This window comes from Flavobacterium sp. (assembly GCF_046317795.1).
Taxonomy (GTDB): Bacteria; Bacteroidota; Bacteroidia; order Flavobacteriales; family Flavobacteriaceae; genus Flavobacterium.
In genome coordinates this window covers 1-18,817 of sequence record NZ_JBKCVI010000172.1, presented here as the reverse complement: position 1 = coordinate 18,817, position 18,817 = coordinate 1, and the positions used below count along the sequence as shown (strand labels likewise).

The 18,817-nt window shown below is 33.9% G+C and carries 16 protein-coding genes and 1 pseudogene; 13 read left to right on the top strand and 4 right to left on the bottom strand.

Going from position 1 to position 18,817, the window contains the following annotated elements:
• The first annotated feature begins 150 nt into the window (after positions 1 to 150).
• From ACK5ON_RS10305 to ACK5ON_RS10250, 12 genes are all read left to right on the top strand, one after another.
• Positions 151 to 1,338, top strand: a complete 1,188-nt coding sequence (locus ACK5ON_RS10305; RefSeq protein WP_396172938.1) for an N-acetylmuramoyl-L-alanine amidase — start codon at positions 151 to 153, stop codon at positions 1,336 to 1,338.
• A 51-nt stretch (positions 1,339 to 1,389) separates the two neighbouring features.
• Positions 1,390 to 2,346 (top strand): MlaD family protein, encoded by a 957-nt coding sequence (locus ACK5ON_RS10300; RefSeq protein WP_396172937.1) that lies wholly within the window; start codon positions 1,390 to 1,392, stop codon positions 2,344 to 2,346.
• Positions 2,347 to 2,356: 10 nt separating this feature from the next.
• Entirely contained in the window at positions 2,357 to 3,694 is a 1,338-nt protein-coding gene (locus tag ACK5ON_RS10295; RefSeq protein WP_409822188.1) for a 4Fe-4S dicluster domain-containing protein, read from the top strand.
• Between the two features lie 120 nt (positions 3,695 to 3,814).
• Entirely contained in the window at positions 3,815 to 4,261 is a 447-nt protein-coding gene (locus ACK5ON_RS10290; protein ID WP_396172934.1) for a phosphoheptose isomerase, read from the top strand.
• Between the two features lie 110 nt (positions 4,262 to 4,371).
• Positions 4,372 to 5,163 (top strand): (Fe-S)-binding protein, encoded by a 792-nt coding sequence (locus ACK5ON_RS10285; RefSeq protein WP_409822186.1) that lies wholly within the window; start codon positions 4,372 to 4,374, stop codon positions 5,161 to 5,163.
• A 53-nt stretch (positions 5,164 to 5,216) separates the two neighbouring features.
• Positions 5,217 to 5,699 carry an ABC transporter ATPase gene (locus ACK5ON_RS10280; RefSeq protein WP_409822184.1) on the top strand — a complete coding sequence of 161 codons (483 nt, stop codon included), beginning with the start codon at positions 5,217 to 5,219 and terminating at the stop codon, positions 5,697 to 5,699.
• A gap of 12 nt (positions 5,700 to 5,711) precedes the next feature.
• Complete coding sequence (locus tag ACK5ON_RS10275) at positions 5,712 to 8,711, top strand: glycoside hydrolase family 3 N-terminal domain-containing protein (RefSeq protein ID WP_409822182.1); 3,000 nt, start codon at positions 5,712 to 5,714, stop codon at positions 8,709 to 8,711.
• Between the two features lie 66 nt (positions 8,712 to 8,777).
• A complete protein-coding gene (gene bshA, locus ACK5ON_RS10270; RefSeq protein WP_409822180.1) occupies positions 8,778 to 9,911 on the top strand; it encodes an N-acetyl-alpha-D-glucosaminyl L-malate synthase BshA in 1,134 nt (377 codons plus the stop codon).
• Entirely contained in the window at positions 9,908 to 10,339 is a 432-nt protein-coding gene (locus ACK5ON_RS10265) for a hypothetical protein (protein ID WP_409822179.1), read from the top strand. The genes bshA and ACK5ON_RS10265 overlap by 4 nt, the downstream gene beginning before the upstream one ends.
• Before the next feature lie 60 nt (positions 10,340 to 10,399).
• A complete protein-coding gene (aroC, locus tag ACK5ON_RS10260) occupies positions 10,400 to 11,464 on the top strand; it encodes a chorismate synthase (RefSeq protein ID WP_409822177.1) in 1,065 nt (354 codons plus the stop codon).
• A 79-nt stretch (positions 11,465 to 11,543) separates the two neighbouring features.
• Positions 11,544 to 12,800, top strand: coding sequence for a dicarboxylate/amino acid:cation symporter (locus tag ACK5ON_RS10255; RefSeq protein WP_396172923.1), 1,257 nt, complete (start codon positions 11,544 to 11,546; stop codon positions 12,798 to 12,800).
• A 63-nt stretch (positions 12,801 to 12,863) separates the two neighbouring features.
• Complete coding sequence (locus ACK5ON_RS10250; protein WP_409822175.1) at positions 12,864 to 13,922, top strand: T9SS type A sorting domain-containing protein; 1,059 nt, start codon at positions 12,864 to 12,866, stop codon at positions 13,920 to 13,922.
• 46 nt (positions 13,923 to 13,968) lie between these two features.
• Here the strand turns inward: ACK5ON_RS10250 and ACK5ON_RS10245 are convergent, their stop codons facing one another.
• Positions 13,969 to 14,391 carry a thiol-disulfide oxidoreductase DCC family protein gene (locus tag ACK5ON_RS10245; RefSeq protein ID WP_396172920.1) on the bottom strand — a complete coding sequence of 141 codons (423 nt, stop codon included), beginning with the start codon at positions 14,389 to 14,391 and terminating at the stop codon, positions 13,969 to 13,971.
• A 24-nt stretch (positions 14,392 to 14,415) separates the two neighbouring features.
• Positions 14,416 to 16,581, bottom strand: a complete 2,166-nt coding sequence (locus ACK5ON_RS10240; protein ID WP_409822173.1) for an endonuclease MutS2 — start codon at positions 16,579 to 16,581, stop codon at positions 14,416 to 14,418.
• Positions 16,582 to 16,665: 84 nt separating this feature from the next.
• Here ACK5ON_RS10240 and ACK5ON_RS10235 point away from each other — a divergent pair, with 84 nt between their 5' ends.
• A complete protein-coding gene (locus ACK5ON_RS10235; RefSeq protein ID WP_409822170.1) occupies positions 16,666 to 17,331 on the top strand; it encodes a uracil-DNA glycosylase in 666 nt (221 codons plus the stop codon).
• A 49-nt stretch (positions 17,332 to 17,380) separates the two neighbouring features.
• On the opposite strand, the gene ACK5ON_RS10230 is transcribed toward ACK5ON_RS10235, so the two are convergent.
• Together ACK5ON_RS10230 and ACK5ON_RS10225 are read right to left on the bottom strand one after the other, a co-directional pair.
• Positions 17,381 to 18,313 carry a transglutaminase gene (locus tag ACK5ON_RS10230; protein WP_409822168.1) on the bottom strand — a complete coding sequence of 311 codons (933 nt, stop codon included), beginning with the start codon at positions 18,311 to 18,313 and terminating at the stop codon, positions 17,381 to 17,383.
• Positions 18,314 to 18,330: 17 nt separating this feature from the next.
• Positions 18,331 to 18,817: pseudogene (locus ACK5ON_RS10225) on the bottom strand (ABC transporter substrate-binding protein); the annotation flags it as partial.

Genomic DNA, 18,817 nt, shown 5'->3' with positions numbered 1-18,817 from the left:
TAAGTTTCTTTGCAATGGTTTAATGCTATTTTTGTAGAAATATGGCTTGATTTTTAACGAGACAAACTTAACCATTATTTCGGTCAAAAATAAAGAAATATTGTGTTTATAACCTTGTGGTTTTTATTTAAATTAACTTTTCACTTTCATATGAATAACATGAATTGCTCCAAAATTCTATATTTAGTTGGATTATTTTTAATTTCCAACTCCATTTACTGTCAATCTAAATTCAAAGTAGCCCTTGATGCCGGTCATGGAGATCATGATTATGGTGCAGTATATCACGGTCACATTGAAAAAAATATTGCATTGGCTGTGGTGTTAAAAGTGGGTAAGATTTTGGAAAAAAACCCCAATGTTGATGTTGTTTATACCCGTAAAACCGATGCTTTTGTCGACTTGATTGAACGTGCCAACATTGCCAATAGAGCCGATGCTAATATTTTTGTTTCCATACATTGTAACGCCAATAAGAACACTGCTGCTTGTGGGACTGAAACTTATGTAATGGGTATGTCCAAAAACGCCTCCAATCTTGAAGCAGCAAAAAAAGAGAATGAGGTAATCACGATGGAGAAAGATTATAAGCAAAAATATGAGGGTTATGACCCTAAATCTCCCGAAAGTATTATTGGCTTGACCATGATACAAGAAGAATATTTAGAAAGCAGTATTGCTTTAGCTGGAAATATCCAAAATCGTTTTATTGATGAATTAGGAAAAAAGAGTCGTGGAGTAAAACAAGCACCATTCATGGTTTTACACAAAGCGTACATGCCAAGAGTATTGATAGAAATGGGCTTTATTTCAAATCCAGAGGAAGGAGCAATATTAGACTCTGAAGAAGGGCAACAAGAAATTGCACAAGCAATTGCTAATGCAATTATAGCGTATAAAAAAGAATTTTATGGTGCTGGCGAAGGCGATAATATTGTGAAACCATCACAAAAAATGGAACTTAAACCAGTAATTGACTCAGCAAAAACGTTAACCACTTCAAAAAAACTAGATACTAAAACGCCAGCTGGAAAAAAACCGGAAACCAAAACAGAACCAAAACAAGATGATGTTGATGCTGTTGGTATCATTTTCAAAGTGCAACTTTCTGCAAGTGCGAAAAAATTAGAACTTGTTCCTAGTAATTTTAATGGATTATCTAATATTTCGGTGTCATCGGATGGAAATTTAAACAAATACATGTATGGCAATACTTCTAATTATGAAGAAGCCAAAAGATTACTATCGGAAGCAAAAACAAAAGGATATTCTTCAGCATTTATCATCGCTTTTAAGAATGGTAAAAAAGTTTCGGTTCAGGAAGCATTAAAGCAATAATAATAAGGAGAATTAATATTTTATTTTAACTTTGTCAAAAACGTTTTACCATTGAGAATCACTAGAGAAATTAAGACAGCAGTATTGGTTATTGCATCTATTTTATTATTTATTTGGGGTTACAGTTTCTTAAAAGGAAGAGACTTATTTGTGAATTATAAAACCTTTTATGTGCAGTATGATAATGTGGAAGGATTATTAAGTTCAGCACCAGTTACTATCAATGGTTTGATTGTTGGTAAAGTGAGTAACATTAAATTCATTGATAATTCAGGAAAAATCCAAGTGGAGCTTCAAATAAAATCTGAATTTCCTATTTCAAAATCTAGTATAGCGTCAATCTATGAGCCCGGGTTAATTGGAGGGAAACAAATCATGATTATTCCTAATTTTGAAGATAAAACACTAGCCGAGTCTGGAATGACATTAAAAGGCGGCAATAAACCAGGTTTGACAGCATTGGTTGCAGAACGCTTAACACCATTACAAGAGAAAGTAGAGAAAATGGTTGTTTCTGCGGATGATTTATTAAAAAATGTAAATTCTATCCTTGATGCTAAAACAAAACAAAGTTTGCAGAGTAGTATTGTGAGTTTAGATTCAACCTTAATCCAGTTTAAATCGGCTTCCAAAAATGTGAATGTAATGCTTGCTGATAATAAAGAAAAAATAAGTTCTTCATTAACCAACTTTGATAAAGCATCGGGTAATTTTGCAAAAATATCCGATTCAATTGCTAAAGTTAATATTGGTGAAACAGTAAACAAACTAGAAAAAACATTAGCCAGCGTCGATAAAATAATGGCTGAAATTCAATCAGGGAAAGGAACTTTGGGCAAATTAGCAAAAGATGAAACACTGTATAACAACTTTTCTAAAACTTCAAAAGAACTAGAGTTATTGTTACAAGATTTACGTTTAAATCCAACAAGATACGTTAATGTTTCGCTTTTTGGAAAGAAAAACAAACCCTATAAAGCACCTGTAAACGATTCTATTAAAAAGTAAAATACAAGTTATGATGTATATTGATAACCTACTTTTTGCTATTACTCTCGCTTTGGGAATTGGTTTTTTTGCTAAAAATGTAAAAAAGCTAATTCGTAACATTAATTTAGGCCAAGAGGTCAATCGTTTCGATAATCCTTCAGAACGATGGAAAAACATGGCTATGATTGCTTTAGGACAGAAAAAAATGTTTACTAGACCAATACCTGCAATTTTGCATTTTGCCATATATGCAGCTTTTATAATTACCCAAATTGAGTTGTTAGAAATTATAATTGATGGAGTTTTTGGTACACATCGTTTTTTTAAACCGAGTTTAGGAGGATTTTATACTTTCCTAATCAGTTTTATAGAAATCCTTTCATTATTAGCGTTAGTAGCTACAATTATTTTTTTGTTAAGAAGGAATTTATTAAAATTACCACGTTTCAATAAAGCAGAAATGTTAGGTTGGCCAACAAAAGATGCTAACCTAATTCTCATTATGGAGATTGTTTTAGTAACTTGTATTTTCACAATGAATGGAACCGATGAAGTATTGTATTCATTAGGAAAATCGCATTTTGAAGGAACAGGCTCTTTCCACTTTGCCATTTCACAACATTTAGGACCAGCAATTTTTGGAGGAATGAGCGAAAGTACTTTACATATTTTAGAAAGAGTTGGATGGTGGGGACATTTTTTAATGGTAATTGCATTCTTAAATTATCTTTATTATTCCAAACACTTACACATACTTTTAGCTTTCCCAAACACTTATTTTGCCGATTTAAATGCACAAGGAACATTTGATAATCTAGAAAGTGTTACCAAAGAAGTCAAAATCATGATGGATCCCAACGCTGATCCTTATGCCACTCAACCTGTTGATGAAAGCGCTGTTCCAACTAAATTTGGAGCTTCAGATGTGCAAGATTTGAATTGGGTGCAATTGCTCAATGCCTACACCTGCACCGAATGCGGTCGTTGTACCTCTTCATGTCCTGCCAATCAAACAGGAAAAAAATTGTCACCACGAAAAATCATGATGGATACACGTGACAGAATGGAAGAAGTAGGAAAAAATATAGATGCTAATAAAGGCGTATTTATTCCCGATAACAAATCATTATTAAACGATTACATTACACAGGAAGAACTTTGGGCATGTACTTCTTGCAACGCTTGTGTCGAAGAATGCCCAGTCAATATAAGTCCGCTATCTATAATTATGGATATGAGACGCTATTTGGTGATGGAGCAAAGTGCGGCACCACAATCATTAAATGCAATGATGACCAATATCGAAAATAATGGCGCGCCATGGCAATACAACCAACAAGACCGATTAAACTGGAAAGATGAATAATAACTAGCTGCGAAGCATTTGAATAAAAATGGGTTTTAACCCATTAACACTATCTGATAAATTCTCATATGTGAGCTTGAGGATTTGTCGAATGAATTTGAAAACTATAAAAAGTAAAAAATGAAAACGGAAGACATTGACAAAAACTTACAAAGAATCACAGAAAACGGGCAACATTTAAGTCCCATTTTACCAGAAGGAATTAAGAATTATCTAATCGACATTGACGGAACTGTTTGTGACGATATTCCAAACGAAGAACCAGAAAGAATGTTAACCGCCGAACTTTACCCCGATGCGTTAGTTACTTTAAATAAATGGTATGATGAAGGTCATGTAATTTTCTTCTTCACTTCTCGAACGGAAGCGCACAGAGAATATACCGAGATTTGGTTGAAAAAACATGGGTTCAAATACCATGGAATTCTTTTTGGAAAACCACGTGGTGGAAATTACCACTGGATTGATAATCATTTGGTAAAAGCAACTCGCTACAGAGGAAAATTTACCGATTTAGTGGACAAAGAAGTTACTATTCAAGTGTTTGATGACGAACATCATGAGTAGTTTGAAGTTGGAAGTTAGAAGAAGGAAGTTGGAATTAGATTTTTAAACCAAATAATCATCAAGCAGGTTTGATCCCGAAACTTTGGGTTGGAATTTTTAATTTGAAATTTATGAGTGAAGTAGTAAAAGTGCCAACCATGGCAGAAATGATGGCTCAAGGCAAACAACCCGAAGTATTATTTTGGGTGGGTTGCGCTGGAAGTTTTGATGACAGAGCGAAGAAAATTACCAAAGCATTTGTGCGTATTTTAAATCGTGCCAATGTGGAGTTTGCCGTGCTTGGAACTGAAGAAAGCTGTACTGGTGATCCAGCAAAACGAGCAGGGAATGAGTTTTTGTTTCAAATGCAGGCCATGATGAATATTGAGGTTCTAAATGCCTACGAAGCCAAAAAAATCGTTACCGCTTGTCCTCACTGTTTTAATACCTTAAAAAATGAATATCCTGAACTGGGTGGAAAATACGAAGTGATTCATCACACCGAGTTTTTGAAATCATTATTAGACACCGGAAGATTAACCATTGCAGGTGGACAATTCAAAGGAAAAAGAATTACGTTTCACGACCCATGTTATCTTGGAAGAGCAAATAATATCTATGAAGCTCCAAGAGATTTAATTCAAAAATTAGATGCTGAACTGGTTGAAATGAAACGTTCTCGAGCGAATGGTTTGTGCTGTGGTGCTGGTGGTGCACAGATGTTTAAAGATGCCGAACCCGGGAACAAAGAAGTCAATATCGAAAGAACCGAAGATGCATTGGAAACTCAACCCGAAATCATTGCAGCTGGTTGTCCATTTTGCAACACCATGATGACGGACGGAGTGAAAAACAAAGAAAAAGAAGGTGAAGTGAAAGTGATGGATATCGCCGAATTAATTGCAAATGCTCAAGATTTATAGCAAAAAAGTACGAAATACGAAGTACGAAATACAAATCACTATTCACAAATCCAATGTTTAAACCATTTGAAAATTTACCCGAAAACTCTAAAATTTGGATTTACCAATCGAACCGAAAATTTTCTGAGGCGGAAATGACCGAAATCGAAAATGAGTTAAAAGCATTTTTAGAAAACTGGACGGCTCACGGAACTGGACTTGAAGCATCTTATTTGTTGAAATACAACCGATTTATAATTATTGCAGTAAACCAAGAAGTACAACAAGCCACCGGTTGTTCTATTGATTCATCCGTTGCTTTTATTCAGAGTTTGGAACTAAAATATAAAGTAGATTTATTGGATAAAATGAATGTAACATTCAAAAACGGGGAACACATTGCTCATAAATCGCTACTGGATTTTAAGAAAATGGCAAAAGAAAAAGCTGTGACAGCCAATACTATTGTTTTCAATAATCTTGTAAATACCATTGAAGAATTTAACGAAAACTGGGAAGTTCCAGCGGGTGAAAGTTGGCATGGACGATTTTTTTAAGCTTCATTTTTCATGAAAAGTTTTTTATTCAGAATAGGTCTACTCATTATATTATTGTTTTTGGTTACGAATTGTTCGTCTTCCAAAAACAATAAAACAGCTGTTGGAAAAGCCGGTTTTGCTACTGAGGAGGAAATCTATATTCCGCATATTAAATCGGAAAGGAAAAACTTTTTTCCCGAAACCTATGCAGAAAACAAATGGGTTGATAGTATTTATAATCAAATGACTTTCAACGAAAAAGTAGGGCAACTTTTTATGGTGGCTTGCTATTCTAATAAGGATACCATTCATACTAACGCCATTGAAAAATTAGTTCGCAATTATAATATTGGCGGATTAATCTTCTTTCAAGGCGGACCAAAACGTCAAGCTCGATTAACAAATAAATACCAAGCGTTATCAAAAGTTCCCTTGTTTATTGGGATTGATGCTGAATGGGGATTGAGTATGCGATTGGATTCTACTTTTCGATATCCATTTAATATGACATTAGGTGCAATCAAAGATTTGAAATTGGTTGAGCAAGTTGGCGTTAGTATGGCCAAGGAAAGCAAAAGATTGGGCGTGCATTTTAATTTTTCACCCGTTTTAGATATCAATACCAATCCAAAAAATCCAATTATCGGCTATCGCTCATTTGGCGAAAACAAAGTCAATGTTACTGAACATGCCATCGCTTTGATGAATGGAGTTCAAAGTCAAGGAGTTTTTTCAACAGGAAAACATTTTCCAGGTCATGGTGATACTTCAACCGATTCTCACAGCACGTTACCTGTTGTTAATGCCACTTTAGACCATATCGAAAAAGTAGAATTATATCCCTATAAAAGAATGTTTGATGAAGGATTAGTGTCAGTAATGGTGGCACATTTGAATGTACCAAGTTTAGAACCCAGAGAAGGGTATCCAACATCTATTTCGTATTCAGTGGTCAATAATTTGTTAAAAGAACAATTGGGTTTTGATGGTTTGATTTTTACCGATGCTTTGAATATGAAAGGCGCTAGTAATTTTAAAAAACCTGGCGATATTGATTTAGAAGCATTTTTGGCAGGAAATGACATTCTACTTTTTGCTGAAAATGTTCCGTTGGCAGTAGAAAAAATTAGTTCTAGCTACCGAGATGGACTTATTTCTGAGAACCGACTTGCTGAATCAGTAAAGAAGATTTTACATTACAAATTCAAAGCGGGTTTAAACAATTACAAACCAGTTGAAGGTATCAACATTCATAATGATTTAAATCCAAGATCAAACTTGGATTTGCAATACCAACTGTACGAAAATGCCATAACGGTTGTGAAAAATCAAGATGCTATTTTGCCAATTAAAAATCTAAATCAAAAAATTGCCTATGTCAAAATGGGTGATGATACCAATAGTTCTTTTGTAACTACACTAAATAAATATACCGAAGTTACCGAAGTTTTTGATGCCAATATTGATTCACTGATGACTAAGTTGAACGGCTATGAAACCGTAATTATCGGCTACCATAAATCAGATAAATCGTGGTGGAAATCACCTGAATTATCCGAAACTGAATTGCAAATTGTAAATAGAATAGCCACTCAAAAGAAAGTGATTTTAGATTGTTTTGCCAAACCGTATTCTTTATCAAATATTGCCAATTTTGAGCCCATTGAAGCCGTTGTGGTTTCCTATCAAAACGGAAATGTTGCTCAGGAAGTGTCAGCCGAATTTCTTTTTGGTGCTATTGATGCCAAAGGAAAATTGCCCGTTTCTATTAATCAAACGTTCAAAGCAGGTGATGGAATAGCAACAGAAAAACTCAATAGATTGGGCTTCACTACACCAGAAAACGTAGGCATGAGTTCTGAAAAATTAAACCAAATAGAAAAATTGGCTCAAAAAGCTATCGATGGGAAAATGGCACCAGGAATGCAAATTTTAGTAGCGCGTAAAGGCAAAGTCATTTATCAAAAATCGTTTGGTTCGCATACTTATGATACTGCTACAAAAGTTAAAAACACTGATTTATATGATGTTGCTTCTTTGACAAAAATAGTTGCTACCTTACCCAATGTGATGCAAGTATATGACAAGAAAAAAGTCAATCTAGAAACAACTTTGGGCGAAATGTTACCCATTTTTAAAGCATCAAACAAAGAGCAAATTACGTTCAAAGAATTGCTCTCGCATTATGGTAGAATGCAAGCTTGGATTCCTTTCTACAAAGCTACCGTTGATTCATCAAAAATGCCTATGGAAAAGTACTATCGAAAAGTTGCAACCCAAGGTTTTACCAAACGAGTTTCGGATAGTTTGTTCCTCCGAGATGATTATCATGATACTATTATAAAAAAAATCATCAACAGTCCGTTGATGGATAAAAAAGAATACCGCTACAGCGATTTTACCTTTATTATTCTCAAGCAATATTTAGAAAAAATCACTGGTAAACCTTTAGATGAATTGGCTTATGATAATTTCTACAAAACATTAGGAATGAATAATACGTTGTATAATCCTTTACAAAAATTGGATAAAAAAGTCATTGTCCCAACCGAAATTGACACCTATTTTCGCCATGATACCATTCAAGGATATGTTCATGATATGGAAGCCGCCATGGAAAATGGGGTAGGCGGACATGCTGGCATTTTTTCCAATGCTATGGATGTGGCTAAGATGATGCAATTATTTCTGCAAAAGGGAAATTATGGAAACCAACAGTATTTTTCTGAAGCCACTTTTACCGATTTTAATACCTGCTGGTATTGCACGGAAGGCAATCGTCGCGGATTAGGTTTTGACAAACCACAACTCGGATCTGCTGGACCAACCTGCGGTTGTGTATCGATGTCTAGTTTTGGTCATACTGGATTCACAGGAACCATAGCTTGGGCTGATCCAGCAACAGATATTGTATATGTTTTCTTGTCCAATAGAACGTATCCCGATTCAAATCTTCCTAACAAACTATCTAAAGAAAATATTCGAGAGGATATTCAGAAAGTGATACAAGAAGCAATTTTAGATAAATAATCTTTAACATTGATTTAAAGGTTTTCGTATCAATTTTCATTAAATTCGTAGTCATAAAATTTCAGTATGAAAATAGCAATCGTTTGTTATCCTACCTTTGGAGGAAGTGGTGTAGTAGCCACAGAATTAGGATTAGAATTAGCACATCGCGGTCACGAAATTCACTTTATTACCTACCGACAACCTGTGCGTTTGGCATTGCTCAATTCAAATGTGCATTACCACGAAGTAAACGTACCCGAATATCCTTTGTTCCATTATCAACCCTATGAGCTGGCATTATCAAGCAAGTTGGTTGATATGGTCAAGCTTTATAAAATTGAAATACTACACGTTCATTATGCTATTCCACATGCTTACGCGGGTTATATGGCAAAGCAAATGTTGAAAGACCAAGGTATCATTTTACCTATGGTAACAACGCTTCACGGAACCGATATTACATTGGTAGGAAATCACCCGTTTTACAAAACTGCAGTGAGTTTCAGTATTAATAAATCAGATGTGGTGACTTCCGTTTCCCAAAGCTTAAAAGACGATACTTACAAACTCTTTAATATCAAAAAAGACATACATGTAATTCCCAATTTTATTGAATTAGACAAAATCCGTAACGAATCTTTAATTTCCTGCCAACGTTCAGTTATGGCAAATAAAGAAGAGCGGATTGTGACTCACATCAGTAATTTTAGAAAAGTAAAACGTATTCCCGATATTATCAAGATATTCTATAAAATCCAACAACAAATTCCGGCTAAATTGATGATGGTAGGTGATGGACCTGAAAAAGCAAAATCAGAACAACTTTGTATCGAATTAGGCATTCAGAATAAGGTCATTTTCTTTGGCAACAGCCATGAGATAGATCAAATATTGTCCTTTTCTGATTTATTTCTTCTGCCCTCAGAAACCGAAAGTTTTGGACTAGCAGCTCTCGAGGCAATGGCTTGGAGTGTTCCTGTTATATCTAGTAATTCAGGAGGTTTGCCTGAGGTGAATTTTGATGGCGTTTCGGGTTATCTTAGCAATGTGGGTGATGTCGATAGCATGTCAGAAAATGCAATAAAAATTCTATCGGACAATAAAACGTTGACTAAGTTTAAAGAAAATGCTTTAGATGTTGCCAAACAATTTGATATAAAAAATATTCTTCCATTATACGAAAACCTATATTTAAAAGCTATACAAGATACCAAATGAAAAATATAATCGTGTTTTTTGCAGCATTACTTTTATTTTCATGTTCAACCACAAAAAGTGTGGTAGAAAATACATTATACGAAGTGTTAAGTTTCAGCAATGATGGTGGAGCCAATATTAAATTTTATGAAATTTTAAACGAACCAAACGAAATTAAAATGCTTTTTTCTGATCCAAATTTGAAGAAGAAAATAAAAACAGATGACATTCAAAAATGCAATTTTATTATTTTAAATATGGGACCATTACCCGAGGGAAATTATAATATCATTATTGATAAAGTAGAAGAAACAGAAAGCAATATCATTTTAACTATAAAAGAACTTAAACCCTCAACTGTTGAAGATAATCCTTCTATTCAACCAAATTATGTTTACCCTTATAGTGTAGTGAAAATCAAATCTAAAAAACCAATTATTATTAAATAAATAGCATTTCCAATTTTTACTTTACTTCATAAATAGTATATTTGTTTAAAACACATTGTTATGGCTGGAAATAGTTATGGTTCACTTTTTAGACTGACTACCTTTGGAGAATCCCATGGAGATGCTTTAGGTGGAATCATAGATGGTTGTCCAGCTGGAATTATGCTAAATTTTGATTCCATTCGCAACGAAATGCAACGAAGAAAACCCGGTCAATCTTCGATAGTTACCCAAAGAAAAGAAGAAGATGAAGTCCAGTTTCTTTCGGGTATTTTTGAAGGTAAAACAACCGGAACTCCAATAGGTTTTATCATTCCCAATACCAATCAAAAATCAGATGATTACTCACATATTAAAGATTCTTATCGTCCAAGTCATGCCGATTATGTGTATGAAAAAAAGTATGGCATAAGAGATTATCGTGGTGGTGGAAGAAGTTCAGCCCGAGAAACTGTATGTAGAGTCGTGGCTGGAGCTATTGCAAAACAAGTGGTACCAGAAATAAAAATCAATGCGTTTGTTTCTTCAGTTGGAGAAATTTTTATTGATAAACCCTATCAAGATTTGGATTTTACTTTAACAGAAAGCAATGCTGTTCGTTGTCCCGATTTGGCGACAGCGGAGAAAATGGAAAATTACATCAAAGAAATCAAAAAACAAGGTGATACTGTGGGAGGAACCATAACCTGTGTTTTACAAAATGTCCCAATAGGTTTGGGTGAACCTGTATTTGATAAACTCCATGCCGAATTAGGAAAAGCCATGCTTTCTATCAATGCGGTGAAAGGATTTGAATTTGGAAGCGGATTTTGCGGTGCCACAATGAAAGGCAGCGAACATAATGATTTATACAAGGAAGACGGTACTACTAAAACCAATCTTTCTGGCGGAATTCAAGGTGGCATTTCCAATGGGATGGACATTTATTTTAGAGTAGCTTTTAAACCAGTGGCAACATTAATTCAAAAACAAGAAGTTTTAACCAATCAAAACGAAATAATTGAAAATCAAGGAAAAGGTCGTCATGACCCATGTGTTGTGCCACGAGCAGTTCCAATAGTAGAAGCAATGGCGGCTCTTGTTCTTGCCGATTTATACTTACTTAATAAAACATACCAAAAATAGTATTCAGTTTGAAGTCACAGTATGCAGTAGTAAATACTGATAAACTGAGACTGAAAGCTGATGCTGAAAACTAACTAAAATGAACACTACTGAAATTAAAAAGAAGTCTTTCTTATCCAATCTTACTGTTCAGATTCTTATTGCCATGATTATTGGCGCATTCATAGGGATTTATGTTCATAATAATTATTCCGTTGAATCTGCAAAAGAATTTAGTGGATATATAAAAATGTTGGCAACCGTTTTCATTCGATTGGTGCAAATGATTATATCACCATTGGTTTTCACAACGTTAGTTGTAGGAATTGCCAAACTTGGCGATATTAAAGCCGTGGGAAGAATAGGAGGAAAGGCATTAGGTTGGTTTTTCACAGCTTCATTGATTTCTTTGTTGATTGGAATGTTTTGGGTGAATCTTCTACATCCTGGAACTGGGTTGCAATTATCAGATATTGATGCCTCTACCGCCGCAGAAGTTACAGATAAAACACAAAGTTTTTCGGCACAAAATTTTATTGAACACATCATTCCAAAAAGTATTGTGGAAGCCATGGCAACCAATGAAATTCTACAAATTGTAATTTTTTCCATTTTCTTTGGATTAGCTGCCGCTTCTATCGGTGATCATGCCAAGCCAGTGGTTACTGCTTTGGATAAGACATCGCATATCATTTTGAAAATGGTAAATTATGTTATGAAATTTGCTCCTATCGGAGTTTTTGGCGCTATTGCAGGTGTTTTTGCCATTCGAAATTTAGAGGAATTATTAATTACCTATGCTAAATTTTTTGGTTCTTTTTTGATTGGAATTTCCTCACTATGGCTTGTGTTATTGTTAGTGGGATATATTTTTCTCAAAAGTCACATGACCACATTATTAAAAAGAATTGTCAGTCCATTAATAATAGCTTTTGGTACTACTAGTTCAGAAGCCGTTTTTCCAAAGCTAACGGAAGAATTAGAGCGATTTGGCGTAAAAGATAAAATTGTTTCCTTTATGTTGCCATTGGGTTATTCGTTCAATCTTGATGGAAGTATGATGTATATGACGTTTGCCAGTATTTTTATTGCTCAAGCTTATGGTGTTCATCTGGATTTTGGGACTCAAATGACCATGTTACTAGTTTTAATGCTTACCAGTAAAGGCATTGCTGGTGTTCCAAGGGCTAGTTTGGTAGTTGTTGCTGCCACTTGTGGGATGTTTAAAATACCCATTGAAGGTATTGCTTTAATACTTCCAATTGATCATTTTTGTGATATGTTTAGAAGTGCTACAAACGTCCTCGGAAATGCATTAGCAACATCTGTTGTGGGTAAATGGGAAAAAGATAGTTAAAAATAGAAAAGATATTGATTACTTTATTATATTTGAATTCATAATTTAAAAAAACAAAAACTTATGAAAAAAAATTTACTTTTATTATTAATTGCATCATCATCATTTGTTTATGCACAAGTATTACAATCAGAAAATTTTAATGCGTTGACTGTAGGTAATATTTCTACAGAAATTACTGGAACAGTTCCTGGGCAGGGTAATTATTTATTTTTTGCGAATAATGGTACTGCTCCTACAACTTCAACAAATGCAGATGTTTCCAATGCACAGATTGTTTCTGGCGGTAATGCCAGTTTAGGTTTGCAACTAGAAGGTCCAGATGGTGACAAGGGCAGCCGTTATTTGTGGCAAAGTGGTTTTTCAACGATTTGGGCAAGTAGAACAACTACAAATAATATTATCGAATTGGAATTAGATATTAATCCAGGTGATGGAACAAGTACTAGTAGAAATACATTTGGGGCATATATCTTTAATGCTGCAGGAAATGTAGTTGCTGGATTTAACGTAAGAGCTGCAACACGAGAACTATTTTTAGTGGCTTATTCAACTCCAACTGGAAACCCTGTCGGAAATTATAATTATACATTAGCCGCAGCTCCTGGTATACAACTACCTGCAAGTACTTGGAGCAGAATAGGTGTTTCCTATAATAAAACAACTGGACAAGTTAGAATTAAAGGACCTGGAATTGCTGAACCTGGTTTAACTCTTAATGGTAGTGCAACTGGAACAGATCCCGATGAAATTGATTTTATTTCTTTTTCAGGGAACACAACTGCCGCTCCTAATTCATTAGCAGCTACAATGGTTATGGATAATTTGCAAGTTAAAGCATCAAGCACCGATACATTATTAGGGCTTAATCAGATTGCAAATGATGAAGATTTTTCTGTTTTTCCAAATCCAGCAACTAATTTAGTTTCTATTTCAAGTACATCAAACTTTTCCATTAATAATGTTGAAATGTTTGATATCAATGGTAGAATAATTAAATCTATTCCTTTAGATAATTTATCTAACGTTGACATTACTATTTCAGATTTATCCTCTGGAGTTTACATGATGAGAATAACAACTGATCAAGGTGCTTTAACCAAAAAGATTGTTAAACAATAGTTGATTGTTTTTATAACTAGCAAGCCATCAGCAATGATGGCTTTTTTTATGCTAAAAATTTCGCTTTCAATTCGGGTGTGGGTATCATACAACTCTCTTTTTTACCATACCAATGATAACGGTTTTTTGCGATATAATCATATACGATATCTCGTAATGGTGTTGGCAATATCCTAAATAATAGGCCATAATTAAAAAATCCTTGAAGTGATTTTGTGATTTCAATTATAGCAGTTGATTTATAATAATATGCAATTCCGGGTTGATACAAAACAATACTATCGATGTTTTTATCAGCTATTCCGATATGTTTCAGAATTTTTTGTCCCAATTCCGATTGCAGTGATACAAATCGAAACACATCTTTTTTATCATGTTTAATTACGTATTGAACAGATGCATTGCAAAGATTGCAAACCCCATCAAAGAGGATTATTTTTTTGTCTATTGGTAAATCTGAAATTTCCATATTTATGCTGATTTTATTTCAGTATTATTTTGCTTGAACATATTCTAATTGTTCAAGGTTTACTTTTGATGTAAAAACGCCATAATTCACCACCGCTTTGTTCTTTTCAATTTTATCAATAGTTCCAACCGCTTTTCCATCAAACATCCTAACGCGGTCACCTACTTTCAAAGTTATTTTTGGTTTTTCAGATTCTATTTTTTGTGCTTTTTTCTTTTCTTTTTTGACTTCTCTAATTTCTTCAACTTTAACGTGAACTTCCTCAATCACTTTCTTTTTGATGATTTCTTTTTCTACTCGTTCTTTAGCAGTTGCTTTTTTGCGCTTAGAGTTTTCTATTTCAACAATTTTTAAAAACTCGCCAATCAACACTTTTTTGTCTTTATTATTAAAATATTTCTCCGCAATATCATCAATCTTTTGTCCCATATAAATCAAACGCTGATTAGCATCATACAATTCCTGATACCGTTCTAATTTATCTTGAATTTTAATGTTGATAGTTTCCATTTTTTTTCCTTCTTCACGCGCTTTGGTTTCTTCTTCCTTTAATATTTGTGACGTTTTTTCGAGTTTTGTACGCTCTTTTTGAAGCGTGGCAATCGTTTTGTCAAAACGCACTTTTCCAACTTCTATTTTCTTTTTGGCTCTATTGATTAGTCCATAAGGAATACCATTTTTTTGCGCTACTTCAAAAGTGAAGGAACTTCCAGCTTGACCCAAAATTAGTTTATACATGGGTTCCAAAGACTTTTCATCAAAAAGCATATTGGCATTACTGGCAAATGCTAATTCGTTGGCTAAAATCTTTAAATTAGAATAATGTGTAGTGATGATACCATAAGCTTCTCGATGATAAAACTCCTCTAGAAAAATTTCTGCCAAAGCACCACCCAATTCAGGGTCGGAACCTGTTCCAAATTCATCTATTAAAAACAATGTTTTCGCATTGCATTTTTTGAGAAAATAATTCATGTTTTTCAATCGATAGCTATAGGTGCTCAAGTGATTTTCTATGGATTGATTATCGCCAATATCGGTTAAAATTCGATCAAACAAAAATGTTTTACTGCGTTCATGAACGGGAATTAATATGCCACATTGTAGCATCAATTGCAGTAAGCCAACCGTTTTTAAAGAGATTGTTTTTCCACCTGCATTGGGTCCAGAGATGACAATTATTCGATTTTCATTGTTTAATTCAATAGTTTGAGGGTATGTTTTTTCTTTTTTTTCTAGATTATTTAAATACAGAATAGGATGAAAGGCATCTCTAAAATACAATTCCTTCTCGTTTGTAATAGTGGGTAATACTGCATTGATTTTACGGGCATATTTGGCTTTGGCGGCCACCACATCAATGTCGCTAAGAAACTCTTGATACTGTTTTAATAATTCTAGAAAGGGTCGAATATCATTGGATAATTTCTTTAGAATTCGAGTGATTTCTTCTCGTTCTTCATATTCCAAATTACTCAATTCTCTTGAATAACGCAATGTTGCTTCGGGTTCTATGTAGGCAATACTTCCGGTTTTGGAACTTCCTAGAATTGAACCTTTTACTTTTCGTCGGTACATTGCTAAAACCGCTAAAACCCTCCGATTTTCAACAAAACTTTCTTTAATTTCATCTAAATATCCCAACGCATTGTATTGACTCATGGCTTGTCCAAAGCTCTGATTGACCTTGCCACGAACCAAACTCATATCCCTTCGAATGTTAATTAAATCAGGTGAAGCATTGTCTTTAATATCGCCATATTTATCGACAATTTCATCAATTTTTTGAATGATGTATTTGGTATACTCTACTTGAGTTGCTCTTTCGTTTAGTTTTGGATAATAATCATGGAACTTTTTTAAGAAAACTAAAAGTACATTTACCGTTTCCGATAGTGTTGCAATTTTTCTGAAACTTCCAACTTCTAAGAAACTATCTTCAATAGCAAGAAATTTTATATCGTTAGTTATATTATCAAATCCGTGATTGGGGATGGCATTGTTATTGGTAAAAGAGGACAGATATTCAGATGTTTGTTGCAAGGCATTCATTAAATTTTCCTTGTCGTTAAATGGAACAATTTCTAATGCTTTTTGTTTGCCTATTTCAGTATTACATGCATCTGAAACGGTTTGCAAAACGGTGTTAAACTCTAAGTCTTGTAATGTTTTAGTGGTAATCGATATCATCAAATCAGTATCTATGGTTCAAAGTTACAAAGGTTGCCTTCCATATTGCAATAGAAAATGTTATTTTTGATAAAATTTTATGAGATGTTAATTCAATTACATTTTTCTTGGCATGATGTACTAAAAAATGAATTTGAAAAATCTTATTTTCAAGAACTTATTTCATTTTTGAAATTGGAATATGCAACATATAGTTGTTTTCCAAAAGCAGATACTATTTTTTCCGCCTTTAATCATTGTCCGTTTGATAAAGTGAATGTGGTCATCATTGGTCAAGATCCGTATCATGGTTTGGGTCAGGCCAACGGATTGTGTTTTTCGGTGAATGACGGCAATGCTTTTCCACCATCATTAATCAATATTTTTAAAGAAATTCAGAGAGATTTGGATTTGCCATTCCCAAATTCGGGTAATTTAGAACGTTGGGCTAATCAAGGTGTTTTATTGCTCAATGCAACTTTAACGGTTAGAGAAAGTGAAGCGGGTAGTCATCAAAATCAGGGTTGGGAGACATTTACCGACGCTGTTATTCAGAAAATTTCGGAAGAAAAAGAGAACGTGGTATTTTTACTTTGGGGTGGATTTGCCAAAAAGAAAGGCAAACACATTGACAGAACTAAACATCATGTTTTAGAAACCGGACATCCATCACCACTAAGTGCCAATCGAGGTTTGTGGTTTGGTAACCAACATTTTAGTAAAACCAATATTTTTCTCAAAAAAAAAGGAAAAACTTTAATTAATTGGTGAATCATTCATTTATAAGTGCTAGCTCTACTTTTTTAATAAATCAGAACAATTAATCTAATGTCAAAGCACCCAAAATCTCTTCGTTCATAAATGGACCACCAGGATATTTGGCAGTATAGTCCAAATTGAGCCAAACATTACCTCGTTCATCTATGTGACAATGGATACTTTTATTTTTGCTTTCTTGAGGGAAAAGTTCTTTTTTTATTAGGTAGTTGATGTGTTCCAAATCTATTTTGTTACCGATATAAATTTCGGGGTAAATATGTCCTTTGGTATGAATTAATCGGGTAGTTCCTCCAATAGATTTTATACAAGCAGCCATTAAAATAGAATGATCATCACAATCACCAGAAAGGTATTTTAGCGACTCTGTTGCTTTAGCTATATAGTCATGACCTTTCGGATCGCTAACATAATTCCAGCTACCATTTATTTCCTTGAAAATAGCAAACGATTGAATGATAGTAAAATAGTCATTGTACCCTTTAATTTTTTTGAAATGTTTATTAATAGCCATAAAAGCAAAATCTCTCACTTTCGGGTTTTGATATTCAACAGCATCTAAAATTTTAGATTTATTAGGGAAAGGCATTAATTTAGAGATAATTATGTCCTGCGGATAGGGATTGTCATTCATGGTATACATCATCGACCGATAATCCTCAAAGACACTTTTAAATCCATATTTATCTGATAGTGAACCGTAAACCAACATAATAAGATACAAAATTATAGATATTAAAGTCACTTTTCTCATTAATTGTAAAAGATACTGTATTCCCAGTAAAATGGCTAGAAACAATAAAATTCTATCAACGTGATATGCCCACTCAAGTGTAATTAAATTTTGATGGGCAATGATAAAAATGGGGATGGTGATAAGTATATTTAAGACAAAAATGATTATCAAATCCCAAGGACTTTTTATCCTGAATTTTTCTTCGAGTTTTTGAAAAGAAAGATTACCAAATTCCATCATATTGCCTATGGCAAAAGCTAAACGGCTTTTACTATTTCTGCAAAAATACCTTTTTTATCTATAATCTTCAGGTCAAAGAGTTGATTTTGAATATTGTTTAACACTTTTTCTTCGATAGGTTTTTGTGACCATTTGGTTAATGACAACCATTCTTGAATATCATCTAATTTTTGATGGTATTTGGAGGCCAAAGTCCTATCGATACTTGGAATATCTTTGAATTCTATTGTTGTTTTATTAATAATAGCAAGAATGAGGGAAAGCGTTTGCTTGTTGTGTTCTAAAAACTCATTTCGTACGGCAATTACAAAGCAAGGCCAAGGTGTTGGACAATCGGCAATACGACGAAAAATACCTTTATCTACCAATGGTTTGGTCATAAAACGTTCCCACATAAAATAATCCGCTGTGCCATTGGTTAAAGCTTCTACTGCGCCATCAATGGTATTGACGATTTCAAATTCTAAGTTATTAGTATTCCAACCCGACATCATTCGGGATTGA